The organism is Hydrogenophaga sp. LT287 (assembly GCF_055702805.1).
In genome coordinates, this window is sequence record NZ_JBVPZC010000045.1 from 1 (window position 1) to 15,277 (window position 15,277).

The following is a 15,277-nucleotide window of genomic DNA, read 5'->3' on the forward strand; positions in this document are numbered from 1 at the left end:
GGCAACGCTGATTAAGTACTGCTCGAGCGTGGTGTTTACCTGTACCGTTGCAGTACAGACGAACAGGCAGATGAAGATGAAACAGCAAACCCTTGCCATGGCCGCCGATCAAGCTGAAGGTTTTGAGCCTTACCGCAGGCCGACCAGGCGCGATACCTTCCTGGCCACGATGCAGCAGATCGTGCCCTGGCAGGCGTTGTGCGCGGTGATCGAGCCTCACTACCCCAAGGCCGGCAACGGGCGTCCACCGATCGGGCTCGAGCGTATGCTGCGCATGTACTTCGTGCAGCACTGGTTCAACCTGGCCGATGAGGCCTGCGAGGATGCGCTACTCGACAGCACCGCGCTGCGGCGCTTTGTCGGCATAGACCTCGGGCGCGAGCGCGTGCCCGATGCGACCACGCTGCTGAAGTTTCGCCGCTTGCTGGAGACGCACCAACTGGGCGAGGCCTTGTTTGCCAAAGTGGGAGAGGTGCTGCAGGCGCAGGGCATGAAGGTCGGTACCGGCACCATCGTGGACGCCACCATCATCGGCGCACCGAGCTCGACCAAAAACGCAGACAAGCAACGTGACCCCGAGATGCACCAGACCAAGAAGGGTCAGCAGTGGTATTTCGGGATGAAGATGCACATCGGCGTGGACAGTCGCAGCGGGCTGGCGCACAGCGCCGTGGTGACAGCGGCCAACATGCACGACAAACACCCGCTGCCCGATTTGCTGCACGGCAACGAGCAGCGCGTGTACGGCGACAGCGCCTACGCTAGCCAGAAGACGCTGATCGCTTCCAGGGCGCCCAAGGCCAAAGACTTCACCAACCAGCGCGTGCGCAAGGGCGGTGAAGTCGATGAAGCCGAACGCTCGAAGAACCGCAACAAGTCCAGAATCCGGGCGCGGGTCGAACACGTCTTTGCAGTGGTCAAGCGGCTGTGGGGCTTTGCCAAGGTGCGCTACCGGGGGCTGGCCAAGAACGCCACGCGCTCGTTCGTGGCGCTGGGATTGGCCAACATCTACCTGGCGCGTCAGCGCCTCATGGGATGAGTGCGTCTGCAGCGCACGCCAAACGCGTGCACAAGGTCGAAATGGCCCTGAAACGGTACGAAATCCACTTGATTTGACCTTGCTTCTCGCATGGCGCAATCAGGAGGCAACGGGTCGCTGGATCGACCGCTTGTTCAGCGTTGCCTTAAGGCAAAACCGGGGCGAAGTTGTGCAGGCCAGCGCGGTCACCCGCGAGGCGCGCGGCTTTGTTTCAGCTGCAGGTGATGCTGCCGCAGCCGCTCATGCTGGCGGGGCGCACGGTGCTGGGGTCGGCCAGCGTTTCGGTTCGGGTGTCAAAGCCCACTTCTTTCAGGTGCAGGGCCAGGCCGGCGTCCATGCTGGCGGCGTGCTGGGGAAACCATTCGGCCAGGGCTTCGGCCAGGCGGGTGATGATTTCTTGGTCGTCCGTTTCGTAGTGCTCCACCACGGCGTGCATGGTTTCCAGAATGGTGGCGTGGTGGCTGGCGTGGCAGTTGTCTGCTGAAAAGCCGGTGGCGAGCATCCAGCGCTCTTCTTGCGCAAAGTGTTCCACCGTGTGGGCCACAAACTCGCGGTACAGCGGCAGTTGCTGGTCTTGCGGGGTGGCCAGCAGCTGGTTGAGCATGGTCACAAACTCTTCGTGGGTGTCGTCCATGCGGGCGTCGCCCACGGCCAGGGCGGGTGACCAGTTGAGCGGGGCGGTGGCGGAAGGGGTGGCGGTGTTTTGCATGGGGCGTGAGCTTAGCAGCGGGGTGGCTGGGGTGGGTTTGATGCAGGTCAACGGCCCGCGGGCCGTGAGCGTTGTTGAGCTTATTGCAGGTTGTAGTCAGTCAGGCGGGGGCGCTGCACGGCTTTCACGTATTCGGCGGTGAAGCCGGGGAACAGCGCCACGATGCGGCCGTTGTCCATGCGGTACCAGCTGCGGCACTGGCTCCACACCGAGCCGGCCAGGCGCTGCTGCAGTTGCTGGTTGTGGGCGGCCATGACGTCGGCGCGCACGTCGATCCAGCGGTGTTGGCCCCGGCGCACGGCCTGCATGCACGCAATGGCGTGGTCCACCTCGGGTTCTATGTAGAGCAGGGTGGAGGTGTGGCCGGTGGCGGTGTTGGGCCCGAGCATGAGAAACAGATTGGGGAAGCCGGCCACGGTGATGCCTTGGTAGGCCTCGGGGCCGTTGGCCCAGGCGCTGGCCAGCGTGCGCCCGTGCAGGCCGGTCACCTTGAGGCTGGCGAGCAGGTGCACGGCGTCAAAGCCGGTGGCGCACACCAGCACGTCCACCGCGCGCTCGCGGCCGTCGCTGGTGACGATGCCGTGTTCGGTGATGCGTTCAATGCCGGTGGTGACCAGTTCCACATGGGGCTGGCTCAGCGCGGGGTAAAAGTCGTTGGAATAAATGATGCGCTTGCAGCCCAGCGGGTAGGGCGGGGTCAGCTGCTGGCGCAGCGCGGGGCTGGGCACCTGGCGCGCGCGGTGGGCGGCGGCGGTTTTGAGCATGCCTTTACGGGCCAGGGTGCCGTCTTCAAAGCCGCGGCGGCCCCATTCGAGCACCTGCACCCAGCTCCAGCGCACCAGGCGGTTGTAGCTGCTGAAGCCGGCGAGCCAGCGGTCGAGCGCGTGGTAGCGGCGGTCCAGCCGGGGCAGCACCCAGTTGGCGGTGCGCTGAAACACATGCAGTTGCGCGGCCTGCGCGGCCATGTGGGGCACCAGCTGTGAAGCGGTGGAGCCGGTGCCAATGATGGCCACGCGCTGGCCTTTCAGCGGGCACTGGGCGTCCCAGCGGGCCGAATGCAGTTGGTGGCCCTTGAAGGTTTCAAGGCCTTGAATGTCGGGCCAGCGCAGCTGGTTCAGCGGGCCGGTGCTGCACACAAAAAAGCGCGAGCGCAGGGCGGTGCCTTGCTCGGTGGCAAAGTGCCAGTGGCCGGTGGCTTCTTCAAACCGCGCTTCGCTCAGCCGGGTGCCAAAGCGGATGTGCGCCAGCAGCCCGTGGCGCTCGGCCAGTTGCTGCATGTAGGCCTGAATTTCAGGGGCCGAGGCGAAACGGCGCGTCCAGCCGGGGTTGGGCGCAAATGAAAACGAATAGGCGGGCGCGGGCACGTCCACATGGGCGCCGGGGTAGGTGTTGTCCCACCAGGTGCCGCCCAGCCCGGGTTGTTTTTCCAGAATGACAAAGTTGTGGATGCCCGCGCGCTGCAACTGGATGGCCATGCACAGGCCCGACATGCCGGCGCCCAGGATGACCACCTCGTGCGCCTGCTCGCCGTTGGGCTGGGTGTGCGGCAGGTGCGCGTGGGCAAAGCTGGCGAGGCGGGCAATGGCTTCGTCGGCGCTTTTCAACACGCCGCCGTGCAGCTGAAACACGTGCCAGCGGTGTTGCGTCACTTCCAGCCGGGCGGTCACGCCGGCCGCTTGCAGGGCGGCGTGCAGCGCCAGGGCCTGGTCGTGCAGCAGTTCGTCGGTGCCGGCCTGTATCAGCACCGGGGGCAGGCCGCCGAGGTGGCCACGCAGGGGCGAAATGCCAGGGTCTGCGGCGCTGCGCTGCGCCCGGTACAGGTCCACACAGGCCTGAGCCCAGTGGTGGCTGAGCATGGCTTCGCCGGGCGGTGGGGCCGGCAGCGGGTGGGGCGCCACGGCGTCGCCCAGCGGCGAGAGCAGCAGCAGCGAAGCGGGCCCGGGTTCGCCGGCATCGCGCAGGGCCATGGCCAGCGCCAGGGCGAGGCCGCCGCCGGCCGAGTCGCCACCGACGATGACCGGGGCGTTGGCTCGCAGCGCCCGAAAGGCGGCCAGCGCGTCGTGCAGGGCGGCGGGGTAGGGGTGTTCGGGTGCCAGCCGGTAGTCGAGCGCAAACACGGGCAAGCCACTGGCCAGCGCCAGCCGCGCGGTGAGCGAGCGGTGGGTGGCGGCCGAGCCGATGCAGTAGGCGCCGCCGTGCAGGTAGAGCACGGTGGCCAGGGCTTGGCCCGTGTCGGTGGCGCTGGGTGGGGTGTGGCGCGGGCGCAGCCACTCGCCGGGCATGCCGCCCACTTCAGCGGGTGTGGCGCTGGCTGCGCGCGGCACCGGCAAGGAAAGGCGTGCCAGCACAGCCAGCCAGCGGCGCTGGAACGCGATGGAAAAACGCGGTGAAAAAACGGGCTTGATCAGCAGCTGGAGCGACCAGCGCTGCAGGCGGGCCAGCAGGCTTTCAGCCGCGCCACGGGGTGTGTAAACAACCATCTGGACCTCTCACAAGGGGTGAGCGGCAGTGTACGGGCGGGGCCGGCCAGACGGGTGTCGCGCTGGTGGTGGCTGGGCTTTCCAGGGTTTCAGGCGCGGGCCGGGCGGTTGCTCAGCATGTCGTTCAGCGCGGTTTGCAGCTCGTCCGCTTGCAGGGCTTCGTTCAGTCGGGCCAGCGCGGGGAGCGCCAGGTAGCCACGCAGGTGGAAGGTGTCGAGGTCGGCGTCTTGCAGCGCGTCGTAGTCGCGCAGCGAAGCCAGCTGGCCCGAGGCCAGGCGCTCGCCCAGCCGCGAGCACAGGTAGGAAAGTGCCAGGCGGGGCGCGCGCAGCGGGTCGGCCTGGCTCACAGGGGTGACCAGCACGCGGCTGCTGTCGCACACGTCGTCCACCAGCGCCAGTGGCAGGTCCCAGGCCCGCATCAGCAGGCCACCGATTTCGCTGGCCGTGAGGTCGAGCACCGCTTGTTCGAGCTGGGCACGCTGCAGGCGGCCCGACACCGACCATTCGCTCAGCGCCTTGGGCGGCATGAGCGAGGCGGTGGCCAAGTGGCCCACAAAGCCCAGCACCACCTGGGTGGCCAGGGTGGCCTGGTCGGGCAGGTTCAGGGCCTTGCCCAGGCGCACGCAGAGTTCGCTGGCAATGGCGCTGGCGCGCCAGATGGCGTCAAACGCTTGCTGCGAGGTGGCCAGGCTGGGCTTGAAGGCTTCGGCCAGCATGTATTGCATGCAGATGTTGCGCACCGTGTTCATGCCCAGAAACGTGACCGCCTGCCCAATGCCGTTGACAGGCTGGCGCAGGCCGTAAAACGGACCGTTCACGGTAGACAGCACCTTGGCGGCAATCAGCGGCTCGGTGAGCACCAGTTCGCTCAGCTCGGTGGAATTGGCGCGGGCCACGAAGTCGGGCGACAGCAGCTTTTGCAGGGAGCGCGGCGGGCGCGGAATACCCTTGATGGCGCCCATCAGCGCGTCGCGCCGCGGGGCTTCCAGGTCGGCCTCTTTGAGCCACTGAAAGGCGCGCAGTTCAAACGGCGTGTGCTCGGAGGGTGCGGCGCTAGCGCCCGGCGGGGCCGCCGCGGGCACGGGGGCCGCTGCCTTGTCTGGCTGGGCGCTGCGCTGCACCGGTTGCCTGGCTACCGGGGGCGCAGCCAGCGCCGGCTTGGGGCCTGACGTGCGGCGCAAGACCCACCAAACCAGGGCGATCGCAACAACACCGGCAATCCAGAGCAGCAATAAGGACACAGCAAAAACTCCCAGGGTCTGACGGCCAGCGCAGAAACGGGGAACGTTTTGTGGCCGGTATGCCCTGTGTATCGGCTGTGTGGCCGGCTTCTTGAGATCAGCCCAGGCGGCTGCGGTGGCGCGTTATTTGCGCCAGCACCTGCACCGGGGCGGTGCCGCCCAGGGTGTTGCGGGCGTTCAGGCTGCCGCGCAGACTCAGGCACTCGTACACGTCTTTTTCAATGCTGGCGTTGAAGCTCTGCAGCACCGCCAGTGGCAGTTCGGACAAGTCGCAGGCGTGGCTGGTGGCGGCTTTCACCGCGTGGGCCACGGTTTCGTGCGCGTCGCGAAACGGCAGGCCCTTTTTCACCAGGTAGTCGGCCAGGTCGGTGGCGGTGGCGTAGCCCTTCTTGGCGGCCTCTTCCATGGCGATGGCGTTGACGGTGATGCCGCCTTCTTTGGCGCCGGTGGCCGGGTTGAGCTGGCCGCCCACCATTTCGGCAAAGATACGCAACGTGTCTTTGAGCGTGTCCACGGTGTCAAACAGCGGCTCTTTGTCTTCCTGGTTGTCCTTGTTGTAGGCCAGGGGCTGGCCTTTCATGAGGGTGATGAGGCCCATGAGGTGGCCGACCACGCGGCCGGTTTTGCCGCGCGCGAGTTCGGGCACGTCGGGGTTTTTCTTCTGCGGCATGATGGAACTGCCGGTGGTGAAGCGGTCGGCAATCTTCACAAAGTTGAAGTTTTGGCTCATCCACAAAATGAGTTCTTCGCTGAAGCGGCTGATGTGCACCATGCACAGGCTGGCGGCGGCGGTGAATTCAATGGCGAAGTCGCGGTCGCTCACGCCGTCCAGGCTGTTCTGGCATACCTGCGGATTGCCTTGCTCGTCCACCATGCCCAGCGTGCGGGCTACGCGCTCGCGGTCCAGCGGGTAGGTGGTGCCGGCGAGGGCCGCCGAGCCCAGCGGCAGGCGGTTGGTGCGGCGGCGCACGTCGGCCATGCGCTCGGCGTCGCGGGCAAACATTTCCACATAGGCCAGCAGGTGGTGGGCAAAGCTCACCGGCTGCGCCACCTGCAGGTGGGTGAAGCCGGGCATGATCACTTCGACGTTGCGTTCGGCCACGTCCACCAGCGCGGTTTGCAGTTCTTTCAACAAATCGGCAATCAGATCAATCTCGCTGCGCAGCCACAGGCGCACGTCGGTGGCCACCTGGTCGTTGCGGCTGCGCCCGGTGTGCAGACGCTTGCCGGCGTCGCCCACCAGTTGCGTCAGGCGCGCTTCAATGTTCAGGTGCACGTCTTCCAGATCGAGCTTCCATTCAAAGCTGCCGGCTTCAATTTCAGCGCGGATCTGCGCCATGCCGCGTTCGATGGCGGCGCGGTCGTCAGCGCCGATGATGTTTTGTGCGGCCAGCATTTCAGCATGGGCCAGGCTGCCGGTGATGTCGGCCAGCCAGAGGCGTTTGTCAAAGAACACGCTGGCGGTGTAGCGCTTGACCAACTCGCTCATGGGCTCCGAGAATAGGGCGGACCAGGCTTCAGATTTCTTGTCGAGTTGATTGGTGGACATGGTGTTGCCAGCGGCTGGGTGAGGGGTTGAAAAGCGGTTTTAAGAGGGCGCGTGTCGCCACGGGCGGGGTGGGGCCAGACAGACCATGCCGGGCATTTGTCATGCCGGGGGTTGCCAGGCCCGCCCTGCGGCTGGCCTAAGCCTATAGTGCACCCATGAGAGATTCCCGAATTTTATCGAGCTTCCAGGAGCTGCCCCACGCAGAAGGCGCCCGCCCGCTGGCGCAGATGCCCGAGCTGGCGCGCGTGCGCGACCTGGTGTTTGACACCTGCAAGGTGGGGGTGGTGCTGCGCGCGGTGCTGTTTGTGCAGGCCATTGTGGCGGTGGTGGGCCTTTTTGGGGCCGACACGGTGTGGGTCTGGCTCTCGCAAATGGCCATGTTCACCGGGGCGGCCTTGCCCGCCACGCTGGTGTGGCTGCTGGCAGTGTGCGCCCTGAAAAAGCCGCTGGGCCGCCTGCCCATGCCCGCGCAGTGGACGGCGGGCATCGCGCTGGGCGCGCTGTCCGCGCTGTATGGCTGCGGCCTGCTGGTGTGGATGGGCCTGGTGCAACCCGCGCCCTGGCTCGGCAGCGCAGCGGCCGGCGCGCTGGTGGCGGCGGTGCTGGTGGCGGCGCTGGTGTGGCGCACCAAGGCGCGCGCCCCCGCCGGCACCACGGCGCAGCTGGCTGAGCTGCAGGCACGCATTCGGCCCCATTTTTTGTTCAACACGCTCAACACCGCGATTGCGCTGGTGCGCGAAGAGCCGGCCAAAGCCGAGAACCTGCTGGAAGACCTGAGCGAGCTGTTTCGCCACGCCCTGGCCGACACCAAAGAGGCGGTGCCGCTGTGGCAAGAGCTGGAGCTGGCCGAGCACTACCTGGCCATTGAGCAGCTGCGCTTTGGCGAGCGCCTGAAGGTGGAGTGGAGCATTGACGACGCGGCGTCCAAAGCGCGGCTGCCGCCGCTGATTCTTCAGCCGCTGGTGGAGAACGCGGTGAAGCACGGCGTGGAACCCAGCCCGGACGGCGCCATGGTGCGCATCAGCACGCAGCGCCGGGGCAGCGTGGTCGTGATCAAGGTGACCAACACCGTGCCAGCGGGCAGCGGGCGCCGCGGCCACGGCCTGGCGCTGGACAATGTGCGCCAGCGCCTGACGTTGCTGCACGATGTGCAGGGGCGCTTTCAAAGTGCGCTGGTCAAGGGCGTGTTTCAGGTGCGCCTGGAAATACCGGTATAAGCGGACACAGCAAGGGAGCATGGCATGACACTCAAGGTACTGATCGTCGACGACGAAACACTGGCGCGGTCCCGGTTGCGTACCCTGCTGGGCGATTGCACCGACCCGCGCGTGGACGTGGTGGGCGAGGCCGCCAACGCCGTGCAGGCCATGGACCAGATTCAGCGTACCCATTGCGACCTGGTGCTGCTGGACGTGCACATGCCCGGTGTGGACGGCATGACCCTGGCCGCCACGCTGCGCCAGATGGCAGCGCCACCCGCGGTGGTGTTTGTGACCGCTTACGCCGAGCACGCCGTGCAGGCGTTTGAACTCGAAGCCATTGACTACCTGACCAAACCGGTGCGCCGCGAGCGGCTGCAGCAGGCGCTGCAAAAGGTCGAGCGCCTGCGCCTGGCGGCCGACGGCGGCCCGCAGTTCGAGTCCAACAGCGCCGGTACCGAGAGCCTCATCATCCAGGAGCGCGGGCGCAGCGAGCGCGTGGCCCTGTCCGACGTGGTCTACCTCAAGGCCGAGCTGAAATACATCACCGTGCGCACGGCCGACAAAGAACACATTTTTGACGGCGCGCTGAGTGACCTGGAGCAGCGCTACGCCCACCTGTTTGTGCGCGTGCACCGCAATGCGCTGGTGGCGCGTCGCGCGGTGCGGGCGGTGGAAAAGCACAACGACCCGGTGGAGGGCGAAGGCTGGATGGTGCGCCTGGATGGGGTGGAAGAGCGCTTGGCGGTGTCGCGCCGGCAGCTGGCGGCGGTGCGTGAGGCGCTGATGAGCTGAGTTTTTGTTTGCGCTGCGCTGGTTTTTCGGCAGCGTGATTCTCCGGTCGCTCCAGTCATTGGCAAACGGGGTGACCGATTCCGCTCATGTCCCCCGGCGGCTGAAGCCGCCTCCTCCTTGACTTCGCTGCATCGGTCACCCCGCTCGCCAATGACTTCCCCTGCGCTCGGACGGACCATGCTGGATTGCCCGCCCGGCTCTTGCTGGCGAGGCCATGGTGTTCTGCATAGCGAAGTCAAGGAGGAGACGGCCGCAGGCCGTCGGGGGACATGAGCGGCGCGGACCGCCATGGCCTCGCCAGCGCACGAGGTTGGCGAGATAAATGGACGTCGACCTCAGACCTCAGCTGCCTCAATCAGAAACCGCACCCGCCGCTGACCTTGCCATTCGTCGGCGTCGAGCCGAAACGCCAGCTTTACGCGCTCGGGCAGCGGCTCGGTGTGGCCAAACCAGATGCCGTCCACCGGCTCGCCCTGGTGTTTCATTTTCAGCGCCAGGTGTCTTTCGCCCACCAGCCGCTGGCTGACGATTTGTACCTCTTCGCAAAACACCGGCGGTGCAAAGCCCTGGCCCCACACCTCTTTGTGCAGGGTGTCCACCAGATCGGTGCGGCGGTATTGCTTGTCGAGCACGCCATCGGCTTCCAGCCGGCGTTGCAGGGTGGCGGCGTCCAGCCATTCGTGGGCCACCAGCTGCAAGGCGGCTTCGAAGGTTTCCAGGTGCTCTTCGTCGATGGTGCAGCCGGCGGCCATGGCGTGCCCGCCAAAGCGCAGCAGCACGCCCGGGTGGCGTTTGGCCACCAGGTCGAGCGCGTCGCGCAAATGAAAGCCGGGAATGGAGCGGCCTGAGCCCTTGAGCTCGTTTTCCTTGCCCTCGGCGCCGCTGGCGGCAAACACGAAGGTGGGGCGGTGCATCTTGTCTTTCAGGCGCGAAGCCACGATGCCGACCACGCCCTCGTGGAAGTCCGGGTCGAACACGATCAGCGCTGGCGGCGGCTCTTCGGATTCGTCAAACATTTCTTCGGCCAGCATCAGCGCCTGGTCGCGCATGTCGCCTTCAATCGCTTTGCGCTCGCGGTTGATGCCGTCCAGCGTGCGCGCCAGTTCGTCGGCGCGCAGCGCGTCGTCGGTGCTCAGGCATTCAATGCCCAGCGTCATGTCGGCCAGCCGCCCGGCGGCGTTCAGGCGCGGGCCCAGGGCAAAACCAAAGTCGAAGCCTGTGGCGGCTTCGGGCCGGCGGGCGGCCACGTTGAACAGCGCCGCCATACCCGGCGGCATGGCACCGGCGCGCACGCGCTTCAGGCCCTGGGCCACCAGGCGGCGGTTGTTGGCGTCGAGCTTGACCACGTCCGCCACGGTACCCAGGGCGACCAGCGGCAGCAGCGCATCGATCTTGGGTTGCGTTTTGGCATCAAACACACCTCTTTCGCGCAGCTCGGCGCGCAGCGCCAGCAGCACATAAAACATCACGCCCACGCCGGCAATCGACTTGCTTTCGAAATCGCAACCCGGCTGGTTGGGGTTGACGATCACGCAGTCGTCGGGCACCACCACCTCGCCGCCCTTGAGCGCGGGCAGGTGGTGGTCGGTCACGATCACTTGCAGGCCGAGTTCGCGCGCGGCGCGCACGCCGTCCAGGCTGGCAATGCCGTTGTCCACCGTCACCAGCACGTCAGCGCCTTGCGCCTTCACGCGCTTCGCTATCGACGGGGTGAGGCCGTAGCCGTCGGTCACGCGGTCGGGCACCAGGTAGTTCACACGGCTGAAGCCCATGGGCGCGCCCAGCAGGCGCAGGCCGCGCAGGCCCACGGCGCAGGCGGTGGCGCCGTCGCAGTCGTAGTCGGCCACGATGCAGATGGCCTGGTTGGCGGCCATGGCGTCGGCCAGGGCGCGGGCGGCCTCGGCGGCGCCTTTCATGGAAGACGGCGGCAGCAGCAGCGAAAGGGCGTCGTCCAGCTGCTCTTTGCTGGTGATGCCGCGCGCTGCAAACAGGCGGGCCAGCAGCGGGTGCAGGCCGCTTTGCTCCAGCGCCCAGGCGGCGCGGGGTGGGACGTCGCGGGTGATGATTTTCATAAGGTTTCGAGAACGTTCCAGGCGGGCGCAGGCGCCCGCAGGTTTTTGAAGAAATGGCCCAGGCGGGCGCCCGCGCTGCGCGGTGCGTTGACCCAGCGCTGGGCGCTGCGCTCGCCGCACAGGGTGAGGGTGACGGGCTCGCCCCGGCGGGCGGCGTCCAACAGGGGCTTGATGGCGGTGGCGTCCAGCGCGGCCCAGGCGGCTTGCCAGGCAGCCCAGTCGGCGCGCAGCGCGGCCTGGCGCAGGGTTTCGGGCATGTCGGGTACGGCTTGTGGCGCCAGCGGCCCTGCCAGCGCGCCGGCACCGCTGACCCAGATGCCGTTGATGATGTGCAGGCCAGCGGCTTCGCGCGCGTCGTTCACCGCGTGGGTGTAGAACAGCATTTGCGCCTCGCTCTGCAGCCGCTTGAGCAGCTGGGCGCCCGCCGGGTTGGCGGGGCTTTCAACCAGCCAGGCGTCCACCGGGCGGCCAATCACGCGGTCCAGGCTGGCGCAGGCAATGCCGCGCAGCGCCTCGCCGCTGGCGTGCCAGCGGGTGGCGCTCTCAAAGTGCAGCGTGATGCCGTCTTCAGCGCAAAACGGCGCCAGCGCATCAAACAGGGCGCGCGCATGGGCATCGTCCAGACCCAGTTGCTCGCCGGGCAGCAGGGTCACCTGTTCCATGCCCACCTGAAAGTGGCAGGGTGTGAACCACGCCTGTGGCGTGGCCGGGCTGTCGCTTTGCGCGGCGGCCCAGGGAATCAAACCGTCTCCGTAAGGGGTTCCTGCAGGCTGCACCAGGCCCAGTGCCTGCGCCAGGGCGCGCTCGTGCGGCAGGCTCAGGCTGTGGTCGTGGCCGGTGTCGGTGTCGGTGTCGGTGTCGGTGTGTTGCCGTGTCAGCTCGGCCAGCAGGGCGTTCAGGTGGGGCGTAACCAATTGCGGCCCCAAGGCCCGGCATTCGGGGGCGCTGGCACTGGCAAAAGGAATCAGCAGGTGCGGGAGGGCTTCTGGGGCCGTGGGGGAGGCAGACATGCCTCTGATTGTCGGGGATGCCACAATCCAGCAAAGCTCTTACCCATGCAAACCCCCTACGAACTCATTCTTGGCTGGCGCTACACCCGCGCGGGCCGCGCCACCCGGCGCAACGGCTTTATTTCCTTCATCTCGGGCGTGTCCATGCTGGGCATTGCGCTGGGCGTGGCGGCGCTCATCATCGTGCTCAGCGTGATGAACGGCTTTCAGAAGGAGGTGCGCGACCGCATGCTGGGCGTGCTCTCGCACATCGAGGTGTTTGAGCCCGGTGGCCAGGCCATTCCCAACCTGGCCGGCACGCTGGCCGCCATTGAGCGCCACCCCGAGGTGCTGGGCGCGGCGCCGTTTGTGGGGGCGCAGGCGCTGATTGCGCGGGGTGAAGACATGAAGGGCGCGCTGGTGCGGGGCATTGACCCGGCGCTGGAACCCCAGGTGACCGAACTGGTGGCCGACCTGGCCGACACCGCTCTGCCCCGGCTGGTGCCCGGTGCCTTTGGTGTGATTTTGGGTGGCGAACTGGCGCGCAGCCTGGGCGTGGCGCAGGGCGACACGGTGACGCTGATCGCGCCCAGCGGCCAGGTGACGCCAGCGGGCGTGGTGCCGCGCATCCGGCAGATGACGGTGGTGGGCGTGTTTGACTCGGGCCACTTTGAATACGATTCGGCGCTGGCGCTGCTGCACATGGACGACGCGGCGCGCATCTTCCGCGTGGAAGGCGCCACCGGCGTGCGCGTGAAGATCAAAGACCTGCACGCGGCGCGCGAGGTGGCCATTTCGATGGCGGCCGAGCTCGACCCTGGCCTGCTGGTGCGCGACTGGACGCGCCAGAACCGCACCTGGTTTGCGGCCGTGCAGCTTGAAAAACGCATGATGTTCATCATCCTCACGCTGATCGTGGCGGTGGCGGCGTTCAACCTCGTGTCTACGCTGGTGATGACGGTGACCGACAAGCACGCCGACATTGCCATCTTGCGCACGCTGGGCGCCAGCCCGCAAAGCATCATGGGCATCTTCATGGTGCAGGGCGCCATGGTGGGCATCATCGGCACCGGCCTGGGCCTGCTGCTGGGCCTGGGGGTGGCGTTCAACATCGACACCCTGGTGCCCGCGCTGGAACGCGCGCTGGGTGCCAGCTTCTTGCCGCAAGACATTTACCTCATCAGCCGCATGCCGAGCGACCCGCAGCAGAGCGACATCTTGCCGATTGCGCTGATTTCACTGGCGCTGTCGTTTGTGGCCACCATTTACCCGAGTTGGCGCGCGAGCCGCGTCAATCCCGCAGAGGCCTTGCGCTATGAGTGATCGTATGAATACCGTTCGCCCTGAGCCTGTCGAAGGGCTCGCTGGGGCTTCGACAGGCTCAGCCCGAACGGACGTGGTGTTGAGCGCGACCGGCCTCACCAAACGATTCACCGAAGGCCGGCTGGACGTGACCGTGCTCAAGGGCGTGGACCTGACCGTGCGCGCGGGTGAAACCGTGGCCATTGTGGGCGCGTCGGGTTCGGGCAAGAGCACGCTGCTGCACCTGCTGGGCGGGCTGGACGCACCCACCAGCGGCAGCGTGCAGCTGATGGGGCAAACGCTGTCGGGCCTGAGCGCCACGCAGCAAGGCCAGTTGCGCAACCAGCACCTGGGTTTTGTCTACCAGTTTCACCACCTGCTGCCCGAATTCAGCGCGCGAGACAACGTGGCCATGCCGCTGTGGATTCGCCGCATGCCGCGCCCGCAAGCGGGCGAGCGCGCCGCTCAAATATTGCAGCGCGTGGGCCTGACCGAGCGCCTGGCGCACCGCCCGGCCGAGCTGTCAGGCGGTGAGCGCCAGCGCGTGGCGATGGCGCGGGCGCTGGTCACCCAGCCGGCCTGCGTGCTCGCCGACGAGCCCACCGGCAACCTGGATCGCGCCACCGCCGACGGCGTGTTTGAACTCATGATGCAGCTGGCCCGCGACCAGGGCACCGCTTTCATTGTGGTCACCCACGACGAAACCCTGGCCGCGCGCTGCGGTCGGGTGATGCGGCTGACCGCAGGCGTGCTGACCTGACCCATCGGGTGCGTTGCGGTGCCAGGCTCAGGGCCCGGTCCGAATGAAGCGCAGTGGCTTGTCCAGGCCTTGCACATGCACCAGCAGCGTGCTGCCCTGCACCTCGTAGCGCTCGGCTTTTTGCAGTGCGGCTATTGATCCGGCCCTGTGAAGTCTTAAGCTGCATATCGAACGTGATGGTCCTGGAAGTAGCTCATGACGCGCTCGGGGTTTTGCTCCAGCATCGCCATGTGATCGTTGGCCGCATCGCGTAGCTTGGCCTTGGTTCGCACCGGCACGCGCTTGCCCATCTCCTGCTTCAAGTCCGCATTGAGCCGCTCCTCTGGGTTGAGCTGTGGGCTGTAGCTGGGCAGGTAGAACAACTCGATCTGGTCCTGCCGCTCAGCCACCCAAGCCTTCACCAGCTTGCTGTGGTGGACCCGCAGGTTGTCCAGAATCAGAAAGACTTTTTTACCCGCGTCCTTGATCAAAGCTTGTAGGAATTCGATGAGCTTCTCAGCATCGAAAGCCTCGTCAATGATCATCCACCGCGTCTTGCCCTGGTTGGTCACCGTGGCAATCATGGAGAGCTTTTGACGGGTGCCGCCCACGGCCATGGCCACCGGTGTTTTGCCCGCTGGCGCGAAGCTCCTGCCGCGCACATCGGTGTTGACCAAGGCCGTCTCGTCGCCCCAGTGAATCTCGGCCCCCTCGGCCCTGGCGCGCTGCTCAATGCCGGGGTACTCGCCCTCCAACCAAGCCTGCACGGCAGCAGGGCTTTGCTCGTAAGCGCGCTTGATGGGCTTTTGCGGTGTGAAGCCCCAGCGGGTGAGGTACTTGCCGATGCTGCGCACTTGCAGCTTGATGCCAAATTCCTGTTCGATGAGCTGACCCACTGCGGCCCGGCTCCACAAGCTGAAATCCATCTTGAGCTGCTCGGGGCGTTTGTCGATGATCAGGCGCTGGATGGTGTCTTCCTGCGCCTGACCGAGCACCCGGCCATCGCCTCTGGCTCGTCCACGAACAGCGGGACGTATCGCACCCCAGCCGCCAGCGTCAAACAGATCGATAGCCGTTCGCACTGTCGGGTAGCTCAGCCCCGTCATCGTGACGATCTGCATGATCTTGGTGCCTTGTCTGTACAGCCTCACGACCTGTTTGCG

Annotated in this window: 12 protein-coding genes; 5 read left to right on the forward strand and 7 right to left on the reverse strand. The window is 66.6% G+C overall.

Annotation, left to right across the window (positions count from 1 at the left end; genetic code table 11):
* Window positions 1-76 precede the first annotated feature (76 nt).
* Window positions 77-1,039 (forward strand): IS5 family transposase, encoded by a 963-nt coding sequence (locus tag AC0GNR_RS18280; protein WP_472900628.1) that lies wholly within the window; start codon window positions 77-79, stop codon window positions 1,037-1,039.
* Between the two features lie 211 nt (window positions 1,040-1,250).
* Here the strand turns inward: AC0GNR_RS18280 and AC0GNR_RS18285 are convergent, their stop codons facing one another.
* The 4 genes from AC0GNR_RS18285 to argH form a co-directional block, all read right to left on the reverse strand.
* Entirely contained in the window at window positions 1,251-1,748 is a 498-nt protein-coding gene (locus AC0GNR_RS18285; RefSeq protein WP_472902251.1) for a bacteriohemerythrin, read from the reverse strand.
* Between the two features lie 80 nt (window positions 1,749-1,828).
* Window positions 1,829-4,228, reverse strand: a complete 2,400-nt coding sequence (locus AC0GNR_RS18290) for an alpha/beta hydrolase fold domain-containing protein (protein WP_472902252.1) — start codon at window positions 4,226-4,228, stop codon at window positions 1,829-1,831.
* 89 nt (window positions 4,229-4,317) lie between these two features.
* The gene (locus tag AC0GNR_RS18295; RefSeq protein ID WP_472902253.1) at window positions 4,318-5,469 is read right to left on the reverse strand and encodes an HDOD domain-containing protein; all 1,152 of its coding nucleotides are present in this window, start codon (window positions 5,467-5,469) and stop codon (window positions 4,318-4,320) included.
* 97 nt (window positions 5,470-5,566) lie between these two features.
* Window positions 5,567-7,018, reverse strand: coding sequence for an argininosuccinate lyase (argH, locus tag AC0GNR_RS18300; protein WP_472902254.1), 1,452 nt, complete (start codon window positions 7,016-7,018; stop codon window positions 5,567-5,569).
* A gap of 155 nt (window positions 7,019-7,173) precedes the next feature.
* Here argH and AC0GNR_RS18305 point away from each other — a divergent pair, with 155 nt between their 5' ends.
* Both AC0GNR_RS18305 and AC0GNR_RS18310 read left to right on the forward strand, forming a co-directional pair.
* A complete protein-coding gene (locus AC0GNR_RS18305; protein WP_472902255.1) occupies window positions 7,174-8,235 on the forward strand; it encodes a sensor histidine kinase in 1,062 nt (353 codons plus the stop codon).
* Window positions 8,236-8,259: 24 nt separating this feature from the next.
* Complete coding sequence (locus AC0GNR_RS18310; RefSeq protein WP_472902256.1) at window positions 8,260-9,012, forward strand: LytR/AlgR family response regulator transcription factor; 753 nt, start codon at window positions 8,260-8,262, stop codon at window positions 9,010-9,012.
* 335 nt (window positions 9,013-9,347) lie between these two features.
* On the opposite strand, the gene recJ is transcribed toward AC0GNR_RS18310, so the two are convergent.
* Entirely contained in the window at window positions 9,348-11,084 is a 1,737-nt protein-coding gene (gene recJ, locus AC0GNR_RS18315; RefSeq protein ID WP_472902257.1) for a single-stranded-DNA-specific exonuclease RecJ, read from the reverse strand.
* Complete coding sequence (locus tag AC0GNR_RS18320; RefSeq protein WP_472902258.1) at window positions 11,081-12,094, reverse strand: phosphoglycerate mutase; 1,014 nt, start codon at window positions 12,092-12,094, stop codon at window positions 11,081-11,083. Before AC0GNR_RS18320 ends, recJ begins: the two co-directional genes overlap by 4 nt.
* A gap of 45 nt (window positions 12,095-12,139) precedes the next feature.
* Between AC0GNR_RS18320 and AC0GNR_RS18325 the strand changes: the two genes are divergently transcribed.
* On the forward strand, window positions 12,140-13,396 hold the full coding sequence (locus AC0GNR_RS18325; RefSeq protein WP_472902259.1) for a lipoprotein-releasing ABC transporter permease subunit: 1,257 nt from the start codon (window positions 12,140-12,142) through the stop codon (window positions 13,394-13,396).
* A 4-nt stretch (window positions 13,397-13,400) separates the two neighbouring features.
* Window positions 13,401-14,135, forward strand: coding sequence for a lipoprotein-releasing ABC transporter ATP-binding protein LolD (gene lolD / locus AC0GNR_RS18330; protein WP_472902260.1), 735 nt, complete (start codon window positions 13,401-13,403; stop codon window positions 14,133-14,135).
* Window positions 14,136-14,290: 155 nt separating this feature from the next.
* On the opposite strand, the gene AC0GNR_RS18335 is transcribed toward lolD, so the two are convergent.
* The coding region (locus tag AC0GNR_RS18335; protein ID WP_472902224.1) for an IS630 family transposase at window positions 14,291-15,277 on the reverse strand (987 nt) is incomplete at its 5' end.

Bases quoted from the DNA above. Each gene is read 5' to 3' on its own strand.
- AC0GNR_RS18280 (WP_472900628.1), top strand. From the start codon at position 77: ATGAAACAGCAAACCCTTGCCATGGCCGCCGATCAAGCTGAAGGTTTT.
- AC0GNR_RS18285 (WP_472902251.1), bottom strand. From the start codon at position 1,748: ATGCAAAACACCGCCACCCCTTCCGCCACCGCCCCGCTCAACTGGTCA.
- AC0GNR_RS18290 (WP_472902252.1), bottom strand. From the start codon at position 4,228: ATGGTTGTTTACACACCCCGTGGCGCGGCTGAAAGCCTGCTGGCCCGC.
- argH (WP_472902254.1), bottom strand. From the start codon at position 7,018: ATGTCCACCAATCAACTCGACAAGAAATCTGAAGCCTGGTCCGCCCTA.
- AC0GNR_RS18305 (WP_472902255.1), top strand. From the start codon at position 7,174: ATGAGAGATTCCCGAATTTTATCGAGCTTCCAGGAGCTGCCCCACGCA.
- AC0GNR_RS18310 (WP_472902256.1), top strand. From the start codon at position 8,260: ATGACACTCAAGGTACTGATCGTCGACGACGAAACACTGGCGCGGTCC.
- recJ (WP_472902257.1), bottom strand. From the start codon at position 11,084: ATGAAAATCATCACCCGCGACGTCCCACCCCGCGCCGCCTGGGCGCTG.
- AC0GNR_RS18320 (WP_472902258.1), bottom strand. From the start codon at position 12,094: ATGTCTGCCTCCCCCACGGCCCCAGAAGCCCTCCCGCACCTGCTGATT.
- AC0GNR_RS18325 (WP_472902259.1), top strand. From the start codon at position 12,140: ATGCAAACCCCCTACGAACTCATTCTTGGCTGGCGCTACACCCGCGCG.
- lolD (WP_472902260.1), top strand. From the start codon at position 13,401: ATGAATACCGTTCGCCCTGAGCCTGTCGAAGGGCTCGCTGGGGCTTCG.